This is a genomic window from Enterococcus rivorum (genome assembly GCF_001742285.1).
In the GTDB taxonomy this organism is placed as follows: Bacteria; Bacillota; Bacilli; order Lactobacillales; family Enterococcaceae; genus Enterococcus_L; species Enterococcus_L rivorum.
Genome location: NZ_MIEK01000012.1, coordinates 16,322 through 28,418, shown reverse-complemented (window position 1 = coordinate 28,418; position 12,097 = coordinate 16,322). Strand labels below are relative to the sequence as shown.

The window sequence follows — 12,097 nt, the reverse complement described above, 5'->3', positions numbered from 1 at the left end:
GGTTATTAGAACTAACTGGGGGAATTAAAATGTCAAGTACTGCACAAAGAGCAGAATTACAAGCACAAATTTGGAAAATCGCAAATGATGTTCGAGGATCTATAGATGGATGGGACTTTAAGCAATATGTTCTGGGAACGCTGTTTTATCGTTTTATTAGTGAAAATTTCTCTAACTATATTGAAGGGGGAGATGAGAGCGTTACCTACTCTGAACTACCTGATAGTATTCTAACTCAGGAAATCAAGGATGATTCAATAAAGACAAAAGGGTACTTTATTTACCCTAGTCAATTGTTTATTAATATTGCTAAAAATGCAAATACTAATGAAAGTTTGAATACCGATTTAGCTGCTATATTTTCAGCGATTGAAAATTCAGCTAATGGATATCCTTCTGAATTAGATATAAAAGGTTTGTTTACTGACTTTGATACAACAAGCAATAGATTAGGTAGTACGGTAAAAGAGAAAAATAGCCGTTTAGCAGCTGTCATTAAAGGTGTTGCAGGGCTTGATTTTGGAAATTTTGAAGAAAATCAAATTGATCTATTTGGAGATGCTTATGAATTTCTAATTTCTAATTATGCTGCCAATGCGGGAAAATCAGGTGGAGAATTCTTCACCCCTCAAAGTGTTTCTAAATTGATTGCAAAACTAGCTGTGCGTAACCAGAAAAGCATCAATAAAATTTATGACCCTGCAGCAGGTTCAGGTTCACTTTTATTACAAGCAAAAAAACAATTTGATGAGCACATTATTGAAGATGGGTTTTATGGTCAAGAAGTTAATCATACAACTTATAATCTAGCTCGTATGAATATGTTTTTACACAACGTAAACTATGATAAGTTCAATATTGCTCTAGGCAATACGCTTTTAGAGCCACATTTTGGGGATGAAAAACCGTTTGATGCAATTGTCTCTAATCCACCATATTCACTTAAGTGGATTGGTAGTGACGATCCAACCTTAATTAATGATGACCGTTTTGCGCCAGCGGGTGTCCTTGCTCCAAAATCAAAAGCTGATTTTGCCTTTGTTCTTCATTCACTTAGCTATCTTTCTGGTAAAGGGCGTGCTGCTATTGTTTGTTTTCCAGGAATATTTTATCGGGGTGGTGCAGAACAAAAGATTCGAAAATATTTAGTTGATAATAACTTTGTTGAGACAGTTATTTCGTTGGCTCCTAACCTTTTTTATGGGACATCAATTGCAGTGAATATTTTAGTTTTGTCCAAGCATAAAATGGATACCAAGATTCAGTTTATCAATGCAAGTGGAGAGGAGTTTTATAAAAAAGAAACGAACAATAACATTTTAACAGAAGAGCACATTGAAGAAATACTCAAAATCTTTGATTGCAAAAAAGATAAAGAGTATGTTTCTAAAAATGTGGATCATGGCAAAGTCGCAGAGGAGAATTATAATCTTTCCGTAAGTTATTACATAAAAGAGAAAGATTCCAGACCGCCCATTGATATTAAGGTGTTAAATGCAGAAATAGAAACAATTGTATCAAAAGTCGATGTTCTACGATCAGAAATAGCTAAGATCATTAAGGATATCGAAAATAGAAATGGGTGAGGAGTTAAATTTTAAAAGGGAAGTGTTCGGATACAGATAGAGAATAAATATATTATACAGGTAATTTCCGAGATGGGATTGATATGATATAGTTAACTTACTCTTACTTTAAGGAGAAAAAAATGAACAAAAAACTGATTGGTTTAGGTATCGTAATTTTAATAGTCATTGGAGGAGTATGGTATATGAAAAGAGAAAAGGATTTAGCAGAATTACATGATATTCAAACAGATTTGGCTAATTATTTGTATAACAACTACCAACTTTACACGTTTAACAAAGAAGAATTAGAACAATTAGATAAGGAATATGATAGTGGGAAAATGACGTTTCCGGAATATTCTAAACATGTAGATGAGATAGCTAAATACTCAGACATACAAAAAATAGAATTTACAGGGTTTTCTGTTGGGCCGATGAAGGGTTTAGTCGTTAATTTTAAAATCAATAATGTGTACTCAGACGATACGACATTAAGCACCATTTCTGCAGAAACAGGGAAATGGTTGTACAGTTTCAATTCTGGGAATAACCGAAACGGATATATTTTAGAAAGAAAAGAAAAAAGTACTGACAAAAAGATGTCTGAAGAAAACATTATCTACAACAACAAAGGGGTAGAATAATTATGGCTAATGTACAAAAAGAATTAGACGACTATAACAAATTATCGAATGAGTCTTACCAAGTGGAAAGTAATAACGTTCAAGTTGGTGACCGAGTAGTAGATGACAAATATTTAGTTTTAGATACCATAGACACAAACAAAGATACCTTAAAAACAGAATCTATCCCAAGAAAAAATAGTATGCAAGCTATGACGGTAGCGGAAATTAAAGATGAATATAAAATAGAGAAAAGATTAGAAAAGGTGCCAGGCTATCCAAAATCAGTCGTAAAAAAAGATATAACAATCGTGTATGCAGGAACAAGTAGCTTTAAGGATTGGACAACAGATTTCATAGAAATTGGTATGAATGCAAAATATGAAAATGGAGCGTTCTCTTCCGCGCTAGATTATGCTAATGAAATTGAACGAAAATATCCAAAAGAAAATGGCTTTACGATTGGAACCACAGGACATTCGTTAGGTGGTGCAGAAGCCATTTATGTTGCGGTGTTATTAGGATACAATGCATTTACTTATGGCGCTGCTGGGTCTGGATTATCAGATGAACAGATTAAGCAGTACAAAGGAACGATTGTGAATCTTTTCGATACAACGGATGCCGTGACAAGTGGTGTGTTAACCGGTGGTCGGAAAAAAATACCTTTTTTAAGTATAGGTATTGACAATCCATGGTGGCGAACAGCTGGTCATTCATTAGATCAGTTTCAAGTAGATAAAAAAGGGAATTATATTAACAAATACGGTGATATCGTCGTTTATTCTAATTTGAATGGTGGTATCTCAATCGAACAAACTCTTTTAGCGCAAAGTATAGTTGAAAATAATATCCAGATGCGCAGATTAGATCATTATGGTGTAGATAAAATGGGCGGTAAAAAAGAGTATCAACGCTTAAAAAAAGAAAATGAGTGGCTTCAAACGCAAATCGATAGTTTTACAAAATTAAATGTACTGCGAAAAAAACTAACGAAAAGCGGTGGCGGTTTATCTGGAAATGAACAAATCTATTTAGACGATAGCCAAGCGCTAACCATTGTGAAGCTTGCATCTTCAAAATTTGATATGGCAATGGAGAACGTTGTAAAGCTGTATAAAGATGCCGTTAGGGAATTAGAAGAAATGTGGCAAGAAGGACGTTCAACAATTCAAAGTAATTGTCCTGACTTATCTTATGGTGAAGTTTTAGATGCTATGCAGGCAATGGGGTGCACGGAACAAACAATGGTAACGATTCCTTCGCAAGAATTTCAAGAAAAGCTAAGTTTGGCGCATCGAATGAGTAGTAAATTTAGTTCCTTAACCAAAGACATTACTGCAAAAATAGGTGAATTAGTTCAACGAGACCAAGAATTAGCGAGACAACTCGCCTAAAAAAAGGAGCGACACGAGTATGAATCAAGAAGAGCAAGCATTAGCGGATTATCAAGAAACGAGACGACAACTTGAAGAAGAATCTGATGCATTGACAAGAATTAGGCGACAAGCGGAACAAGCAACGAATGATACATATTCTGAAATGCAACGGCAAATACAACGATTTGGTGAAACAAATGAGCCGATGGAATGGGCAAGGCGTGAACTATCACGTCTTGAAGAAAATTTTTTCTCAGAATTAGACAGAGAGAAACGAACCCTTTCGTTAAAAGAAGACGAAGCGGAACAAGCCTATCGTAAAAAACTTCAAGAACAAACTAAACCGTAAAAGGAGTATGATTACGTGTTAGAAGCAATCGAAAAACTATTAAAAGAATATAAAAAGAATTTACAAAAAATGAGCGCTCAAGCCACTGCAATGGCACTTGTTCAAAAAAAGATAGTTTGGTGAAAAAAACAAAAAAATCTGGAGAAACGGAATCAGAAAGTGCAAAAAGTTCCATTACTTCTGCAACAAGCGGTCTAGGGGAAACCGTAAAAGGGCAGTTTGGAAAGAAAGTAACACAAGTTTTAGAAGAACAAGGAAAAATGTTAAATAGACTCTAATTGTGAAACCTTGTAATTCAGACAAAGTCATGAAACTTAGTAGAAAGAAGTAAAATCACGCAATAGATGATACATTTAACACTCAAAAAATAAAAGAGAATAAAAAAGAATCGTATAGAAACTATGGTGGAATAAATGAGTAAATTAGAAGAATTGATTGAAGAACTTTGCCCTGATGGGGTGGAGTATAAGAAAGTAAAAGATTGTTTTACTAGGTTAAAGGGAACTTCTATCACCGCTGGGAAAATGAAGGAGATTGAAAATAAAAATGGAGAAATAAAAATTTTTGCTGGAGGAAAAACGGTTGTTAATGCAAAAGAAGAAGATATTCCCAATGCAAATATCACAAGAGTTCCAGCCGTTTTAGTTCAATCACGTGGAGTCATAGATATAGTCTATTTTGAAAAACCATTTACATTTAAAAATGAGATGTGGGCATATACTAACGATGAACAAGTGACGGTTAAGTATCTATTTTATGTACTTAAAAATAGTATTCAAATTTTTAGAGATTCAGCTTCAGGTATGGGGGCACTACCACAGATATCTTTAAAAGTGACTGAAGATTTTGTTTTTCCTCTTCCACCATTGCCAGTGCAAGCAGAAATTGTCCGAATTTTGGACAATTTCACGGAGCTTACAGCGGAGCTTACAGCGGAGCTTATGGCAAGAAAAAAACAATATGAGTATTATAGAATTTATTTATTTAATAGTGTAAAAAGCGTTCAAATGAAAACTTTGGATAATATAGCAGAAAATTGTGATTCCGAAAGAAAGCCTGTTAAGAGCGGTATTAGAGAAATTGGAGATATCCCGTATTATGGTGCATCTGGAATTATTGACCATGTGCAAGACTATATTTATGAGGGAGACTATCTTTTAATATCTGAGGATGGTGCAAATCTTTTAGCACGAACTACACCAATTGCATTTTCTATCTCTGGAAAAAGTTGGGTAAATAATCATGCACATGTACTTAGATTTGATGAGTACGCAACAAGAAGGTATGTTGAAATATACTTAAATTCTATTGATTTAACACCGTATATTACAGGTGCAGCTCAGCCTAAATTGAACCAAAAAAATTTGAATAGTATTGAAATTCCTCTTCCAGCACTTTCTGAACAACAACGCATTGTTGACATATTAGACCGTTTTGATACTCTGTGTAATGATCTCACAGAAGGTCTACCTGCTGAAATTTTGGCAAGACAAAAGCAATACGAATATTATCGCAAGCAGCTGCTTACTTTTCCTAAAGCGAAGATAGAGGTGTAATATGGGAAAAAATTTAAATCAAATTGCACAAGAATTAAAAGATGCAAGACATAGATCAAGGGCGCAAGCATCAAATGAAAACGAAGTAAAGGTACAATTGATTTATGCTTTTAACGGCACAGGAAAGACTAGGCTTTCAAGAGTGTTTAAGACGTTGATAGATGATTCAAACAATCAAGACATGGAACTTGCAAGCAGTAGGAAAATTCTTTATTATAATGCTTTTACAGAAGATTTGTTTTACTGGGATAATGACCTATTAAATAGCGCAGAACCAAAATTAAAAATACATCCTAATGACTTCACAAAATGGATTTTTGAAGAACAAGGTCAAGATGGCAATGTCATTAGGACGTTTCAACATTATACAAATGAAAAATTAGCCCCGCATTTTAATGCAAACTATACTATTACGAAAGAGGATGGAAGCGATACGATAGTTCCCGCGTTTACAGAAATAACATTCTCTTACGAACGTGGAAATGATGAGCGTTCCAGTAATATTAAAATTTCTAAGGGGGAAGAAAGCTGTTTTGTTTGGAGTGTTTTTTATTCTTTGCTTGAAGAGGTAGTCAGTGTATTGAACGTCCCAGATGAGATGGATCGAGAAACAAATCAGTTTAATGAATTAGAATATGTATTTATCGATGATCCTGTCAGCTCATTGGACGAAAATCACTTGATTGAACTAGCGGTGAATTTAGCACAATTAGTAAAATCTAGTCGGTCTAATCTAAAGTTTATTATTACAACCCATAACCCTCTTTTCTATAATGTGCTCCATAACGAGCTTAAAAAAGGGACCTATAAAAAATACATTCTAAAAAAAGATGAACATAACGAGTATGAGTTGACTCCTCAGGGAAATGATTCTCCTTTTTCTTATCATCTGTTCTTAAAGTCTGAAATTGAAAAAGCGATTGAAACACAACAATTAAAAAAGTATCATTTTAATTTTCTTAGAAATATTTTAGAAAAAACTTCAACGTTCTTAGGCTATCAAAATTGGGGTGAGCTTCTACCTCAACAAGAAGATGGTCGAGCTAATCCATATGAAAGTAGAATTATTAACATAGCTAGTCATTCTAAACATTCGGGAGACGAATTGATTGAATTATCACCTGCAGATGAACGTGTATTACAATATCTATTGGAGCAGCTAAATGACAATTACAAATTTAAGTAAGAGCCTAAGAAAGAGCATGCGATGAGGAGGGAAGCCGATGACAGAGTATAAACCTATTGCAGAATCAAATAATTTTATAGTCTTAGATAAATACACAAAATACTCCGTTCTACATGAAGCATCTGCTATTTATCAAACAGAGTCTTCTCTTGAGAAGGAGTTCATACAAGACTTAATGAATCAAGGCTATGAGTATTTGCCTCAATTAACGACACCAGAAGCAATGCTCAGCAATATACGGGAGCAACTTCAGATACTTAATGACACTCTATTTAATGAGGCGGAATGGATCAGATTTTGTGAGGAATACCTTGACAAGCCCAGTGATAGTTCTTTAGATAAAACACGCAAAATTCATAATAACTATGTGTATGATTTTGTCTTTGATGATGGGCATATTCAAAATATTTATCTAGTGGACAAAGTAAAGATAGCTAAAAATAAAGTTCAAGTAATTTCACAGTTTCAGCAAACAGGAGCTCAAGCAAATAGGTATGATGTTACTATTTTAGTGAATGGATTACCATTGGTTCAGGTGGAATTAAAGAAACGCGGTGTTGCAATTCGAGAAGCCTTTAATCAGGTCAACCGATATAGTAAAGAGAGCTTCAACAGTCAACATTCCCTCTACAAATATTTGCAATTATTTGTTATTTCAAATGGTACTGATACGCGTTATTTTGCAAATACGACAAAGCGAGATAAGAATAGTTTTGATTTTACGATGAATTGGGCAAAAGCAGACAATACGTTAATTAAAGATTTAAAGGATTTTACTGCAACTTTTTTTCAAAAAAATACGCTTTTGAGTGTGTTATTGCACTATTCAGTCTTCGATTCAAGTAATACTTTATTAATTATGCGTCCTTACCAAATAGCTGCGACAGAGAGAATTTTGTGGAAAATTAAAAGCTCTTATGAAGTAAAGAATTGGAAAACGCCCGAAAGTGGGGGATACATTTGGCATACAACGGGTTCAGGTAAAACCCTGACAAGTTTTAAAGCGGCTCGATTGGCGACGGAACTTGATTTTATCAATAAAGTATTTTTTGTAGTTGATCGAAAAGATTTGGATTATCAAACAATGAAGGAATACCAGCGTTTTTCACCGGATAGTGTAAATGGTTCAGAAAATACAGCTGGGCTGAAACGCAATATTGAAAATGATGACAATAAAATTATTGTTACTACGATTCAAAAATTAAATAATCTTATAAAAGATGAAGCAGATTTACCAATTTATGACAAACAGGTCGTTTTCATTTTTGATGAGGCACATCGTTCGCAGTTTGGTGAAGCACAAAAAAATATTAATCAGAAGTTCAAGAAGTACTATCAATTTGGCTTTACAGGGACACCTATCTTTCCTGAAAATGCACTGGGAGCTGAAACGACTGCTTCAGTATTTGGACGCGAACTACATTCATACGTGATTACGGATGCAATTAGGGATGAGAAAGTTCTTAAGTTTAAAGTGGATTATAATGACGTTCGCCCGAGATTTAAAACTCTAGAGATGGAACAAGACGAAAAAAAATTGTCAGCGGCTGAGACGAAGGAAGCGTTGTTACACCCTGAAAGAATTAAGGAAGTCTCTAAGTACATTCTAACTAATTTTAGAGTGAAAACGCATCGTTCTGGAATTGGTACAAATGGTTTTAATGCTATGTTTGCTGTAAGCAGTGTTGATGCAGCAAAGTTATACTATGAATCATTAAAAGAGTTGCAAAAGAATAGTGATAAACCTATAAAGATTGCCACCATCTTTTCTTTTACAGCAAATGAAGAGCAACAGGCTATTGGTGAAATTCCAGATGAAACGTTTGAACCAACAGCAATGGAGAGTAGTGCTAAGGAGTTTTTGACTTTAGCTATTAAAGATTATAATAGGCTGTTTTCAACTAATTTTGGTGTGGATAGTAAGGGGTTCCAAAATTATTATAGAGATCTTGCGAAAAGAGTTAAAAAGCAGGAAGTTGATCTTTTGATTGTTGTCGGAATGTTTTTAACAGGGTTTGATGCGCCGACTTTGAACACTCTATTTGTTGATAAAAACCTTCGCTACCATGGATTAATGCAAGCATTTTCTAGAACGAATCGCATTTATGATGCTACAAAAACATTCGGTAATATTGTTACTTTCAGAAATCTAGAACAAGCAACAATTGATGCAATTACTCTTTTTGGAGATAAAAACACGAAAAATGTTGTGCTTGAAAAAAGCTATAGAGAATATCTGGAAGGCTTCACTGATGTTTCTACAGGTGAGGCACGACGTGGGTATGTGGAAGTAGTCGATGAGTTGAATTTACGATTCCCTAATGTTGATAATATCGTTACAGAAAAAGATAAAAAAGCATTTGTTAAACTATTTGGTGAGTATTTGAAAGTTGAACATGTATTACAAAATTATGATGAATTTACTAACTTGAAAGCACTACAATTAGTTGATAGACATGATCCAGAAGCTTTGGAAACATTTAAAGAAACTCATTATGTGAGTGATGAAGATATAGATGCTATGGAAGGAATCAAAATCCTTGATGAAAGGATGGTTCAAGATTATCGTTCTACATATAACGATATTCGCGATTGGATTCGTCGAGAACAACTAGGGGAAGAAAAGGACAAGGCGTCAATTGATTGGGATGATGTTGTCTTTGAAGTGGATTTATTAAAATCGCAAGAAATAAATTTAGATTATATCCTTGAACTAATTTTTGAAAAAAATAAAAAAGTAAAAGATAAAGAAATTCTAGTGGAGGAAATACGTCGGATTATTCGCGCAAGCATCGGAAATAGAGCGAAAGAGAGTTTGGTGGTAGATTTTATTAATCAGACGGATTTAGACGAGTTTCAAGATAAAGCTAGTATTATTGACTCCTTCTTTTCATTTGCGCAAAAGGCACAAAAAAGAGAAGCTGATGAATTAATTGAAGAAGAAGAACTTAATAAAAATGAGGCAAAGAGATACATCCTTGCCTCATTGAAAAAAGAATATGTTAGTGAAAATGGGACAGAAATTAATGAAATTCTTCCTAAAATGAGTCCCTTAAATCCTAAATATTTAATCAAAAAACAGAGGGTCTTTCAAAAGCTTTCAGTTTTTGTTGAGAAATTTAAAGGTGTCGGTGGGCTATTATAAAGCAAAAGGAGATGTGATCAAACTTTCAAAGTTTGATTTCATCTCTTTAAAATTCAAATAAAAAGTCGTTCAGAAGCTATTTTGTACTATCTATCTTTTCTTTAACTTCACACATTAATCATTTTTATTATGTGATAATTATTCAGTAAATGCTAACGAGTTGTCAACAATTGACCGATCCAGACTGTTGAGTCTGTAAGATTATTTTTACTCATTAATTCATCAACAGACAATGAATGTTTTTCAGCAATACTAGAAAGCGTATCTCCAGATTGAACAATATAAGTTTTGTTTGAAGTAGGTGAATTCCCTTCACTTTTGTTTGATTCTTGCGTGTTTTGCTCATCTACAGATACTTGATTTGTTTCGTTTGTACTAGAATTAGTTGTATTTGATCCGTTTGTCATAGGTAAATTGTTTTTTTCTGAATTACCAAGAGCTACATTAGAGGTCTTTTTTAAAGAATTATCCAACAAAGCAATTTTGTTTTCCATTGTTTTTAAACGTTGATCTTGATTTGATGCTTGGTCAAATGAATAAAAAGCAAAAACGACTAATGTTCCAAGTGCAACGGTGTTAAGTAAAAGTAAGAGAATAACAATTGCAGAACCAGAAGGGGAAGATTTTGTGTTTGATTTTTTCTTTCTAGAATAGTCTCTTTCCATAATATATTCAACTCCTTTCGTGATAGATATAAGTCTAGTATATCATAATCAGAAAATCATGGAATAAAAAATATGTATTTGTTTGTTACTTCTTTATTAAAATAATAATCGGAACTTCCTTTTTAGTCTTTTGAAAGTCTTGTTGAAACGTTCTTCTAGAAAATCTTTCTGTATTCCTTTGTAAATAGAAGATCTCTATTGCTTTTCTGCCATTTTTTCATTAGAATGGGGAAAGCGTATAAAAGAAGGAGCTACTTATGAATAATTTTCCAGTACAAAAAAATGAAACCATCGAAGTTGAAATCATTGACCTAACTCATGAAGGAATGGGGGTTGCTAAGGTTGACGGCTATCCATTATTTATTGAAGATGCACTGCCAGGTGAAAAGATAGAAATTAAAGTTTTAAAAACAGGAAAAAGTTTTGGCTATGGGAAAGTCTTAACTATTTTAAAATCAAGTGAAGATCGTGTACCAGTAAAAGATGCTAACTTTACTAAAGTCGGTATTAGTCCACTTCAGCATTTAGCTTATAGTGCACAATTGAGTTTTAAAACTAACCAAGTAAAAAATGTCATGCAGCGGATTGCAAAACTACCTGAAGTTCCCGTTTTAGATACTATTGGGATGAGTAATCCTTGGGGCTATCGAAATAAGGCACAAATTCCTGTAAGAAAAATTGAAGGTAAATTAGAAACTGGTTTCTTCAGAAAAAATAGCCATCAATTAATTCCTTTAGAACACTTTTACATTCAAGACCCAAAAATTGATGATGCGATTATCAAAATTCGTGATATTATGAGAAAATATAGCGTAAAACCTTATAATGAATCAGACAATACTGGGAACTTAAGACATATAGTTGTTCGCCGTGGATACCATACTGGACAAATGATGATTGTGTTAATTACAAGAACACCTAAATTATTTCCAACAAGCAAAATTATTCCTGATATTTTAGAAACCTTACCAGAAGTTGTGAGTATTGTTCAAAATGTCAATTCTAAGAAAACAAATGTCATCTTTGGTGATGAAACCATTGTTTTACATGGAGAAGATCAAATTATAGATACTATTTTTGACTTAAAATTTGAGATTTCTTCTCGTTCTTTCTATCAAGTAAATCCAATTCAAACAGAAGTGATGTACAATAAAGTCAAAGAATATGCAGCTTTAACTGGCAATGAAATTGTTGTTGATGCTTATTGTGGAATCGGAACGATTGGTTTAACCTTAGCAAAAGAAGCTAAACATGTTTACGGTATCGAAGTGATTGAAGAAGCGGTGAAAAATGCCGAAAGCAATGCGAAGCTAAATAGCATCGAAAATGCGACATTCACTGCTGGCTTAGTAGAAGATGCGTTACCAAGATTGCTAGAACAAGAAATTACACCAGACGTTGTGATTGTTGACCCACCAAGAAAAGGTCTAGAAGTTAGTTTGGTAGAAACGCTAATTGAAACAAAACCACAAAGAATTGTCTATGTAAGTTGTAATCCAGCTACTTTAGCTCGTGATTTAGAGCTATTGGCAGAAGGTGGCTATGAAGTCAAAGAAGTCCAACCGATTGATAATTTCCCACAAACCACACATATTGAAAGTGTTGCTTTGTTAATCAAGAAGTAAG

General features: G+C 33.8%; 10 protein-coding genes. 9 read left to right on the top strand and 1 reads right to left on the bottom strand.

The features are described from left to right. Window positions 1-29: 29 nt before the first annotated feature. The 8 genes from BCR26_RS05160 (at window position 30) to BCR26_RS05125 (ending at window position 9,806) form a co-directional block, all read left to right on the top strand. A complete protein-coding gene (locus tag BCR26_RS05160; protein WP_069697909.1) occupies window positions 30-1,586 on the top strand; it encodes a type I restriction-modification system subunit M in 1,557 nt (518 codons plus the stop codon). Between the two features lie 122 nt (window positions 1,587-1,708). After that, window positions 1,709-2,212, top strand: a complete 504-nt coding sequence (locus BCR26_RS05155; RefSeq protein WP_069697908.1) for a hypothetical protein — start codon at window positions 1,709-1,711, stop codon at window positions 2,210-2,212. A gap of 2 nt (window positions 2,213-2,214) precedes the next feature. Next, window positions 2,215-3,588: a Tle-like phospholipase domain-containing protein gene (locus tag BCR26_RS05150; protein WP_069697907.1), complete on the top strand. Its 1,374-nt coding sequence runs from the start codon at window positions 2,215-2,217 to the stop codon at window positions 3,586-3,588. Window positions 3,589-3,607: 19 nt separating this feature from the next. Continuing rightward, window positions 3,608-3,919: a hypothetical protein gene (locus BCR26_RS05145; protein WP_069697906.1), complete on the top strand. Its 312-nt coding sequence runs from the start codon at window positions 3,608-3,610 to the stop codon at window positions 3,917-3,919. Window positions 3,920-4,038: 119 nt separating this feature from the next. Then, the gene (locus tag BCR26_RS18485) at window positions 4,039-4,197 is read left to right on the top strand and encodes a hypothetical protein (RefSeq protein WP_169818857.1); all 159 of its coding nucleotides are present in this window, start codon (window positions 4,039-4,041) and stop codon (window positions 4,195-4,197) included. 135 nt (window positions 4,198-4,332) lie between these two features. Then, entirely contained in the window at window positions 4,333-5,475 is a 1,143-nt protein-coding gene (locus BCR26_RS05135; protein WP_069697905.1) for a restriction endonuclease subunit S, read from the top strand. 1 nt (window position 5,476) lies between these two features. Further along, window positions 5,477-6,661: an AAA family ATPase gene (locus BCR26_RS05130; RefSeq protein WP_084387028.1), complete on the top strand. Its 1,185-nt coding sequence runs from the start codon at window positions 5,477-5,479 to the stop codon at window positions 6,659-6,661. A gap of 37 nt (window positions 6,662-6,698) precedes the next feature. Then, window positions 6,699-9,806: a type I restriction endonuclease subunit R gene (locus BCR26_RS05125; RefSeq protein WP_069697904.1), complete on the top strand. Its 3,108-nt coding sequence runs from the start codon at window positions 6,699-6,701 to the stop codon at window positions 9,804-9,806. A 152-nt stretch (window positions 9,807-9,958) separates the two neighbouring features. Here BCR26_RS05125 and BCR26_RS05120 read toward each other — a convergent pair whose 3' ends face one another. Then, window positions 9,959-10,471: a LysM peptidoglycan-binding domain-containing protein gene (locus BCR26_RS05120; protein ID WP_069697903.1), complete on the bottom strand. Its 513-nt coding sequence runs from the start codon at window positions 10,469-10,471 to the stop codon at window positions 9,959-9,961. A 257-nt stretch (window positions 10,472-10,728) separates the two neighbouring features. Here BCR26_RS05120 and rlmD point away from each other — a divergent pair, with 257 nt between their 5' ends. Continuing rightward, the gene (gene rlmD / locus BCR26_RS05115; RefSeq protein ID WP_069697902.1) at window positions 10,729-12,096 is read left to right on the top strand and encodes a 23S rRNA (uracil(1939)-C(5))-methyltransferase RlmD; all 1,368 of its coding nucleotides are present in this window, start codon (window positions 10,729-10,731) and stop codon (window positions 12,094-12,096) included. The last annotated feature ends 1 nt before the right edge of the window (window position 12,097 follow it).

Bases quoted from the DNA above. Each gene is read 5' to 3' on its own strand.
- BCR26_RS05120 (WP_069697903.1), bottom strand. From the start codon at position 10,471: ATGGAAAGAGACTATTCTAGAAAGAAAAAATCAAACACAAAATCTTCC.
- BCR26_RS05150 (WP_069697907.1), top strand. From the start codon at position 2,215: ATGGCTAATGTACAAAAAGAATTAGACGACTATAACAAATTATCGAAT.
- BCR26_RS05125 (WP_069697904.1), top strand. From the start codon at position 6,699: ATGACAGAGTATAAACCTATTGCAGAATCAAATAATTTTATAGTCTTA.
- BCR26_RS05155 (WP_069697908.1), top strand. From the start codon at position 1,709: ATGAACAAAAAACTGATTGGTTTAGGTATCGTAATTTTAATAGTCATT.
- BCR26_RS05135 (WP_069697905.1), top strand. From the start codon at position 4,333: ATGAGTAAATTAGAAGAATTGATTGAAGAACTTTGCCCTGATGGGGTG.
- BCR26_RS05130 (WP_084387028.1), top strand. From the start codon at position 5,477: ATGGGAAAAAATTTAAATCAAATTGCACAAGAATTAAAAGATGCAAGA.
- BCR26_RS05145 (WP_069697906.1), top strand. From the start codon at position 3,608: ATGAATCAAGAAGAGCAAGCATTAGCGGATTATCAAGAAACGAGACGA.
- rlmD (WP_069697902.1), top strand. From the start codon at position 10,729: ATGAATAATTTTCCAGTACAAAAAAATGAAACCATCGAAGTTGAAATC.
- BCR26_RS05160 (WP_069697909.1), top strand. From the start codon at position 30: ATGTCAAGTACTGCACAAAGAGCAGAATTACAAGCACAAATTTGGAAA.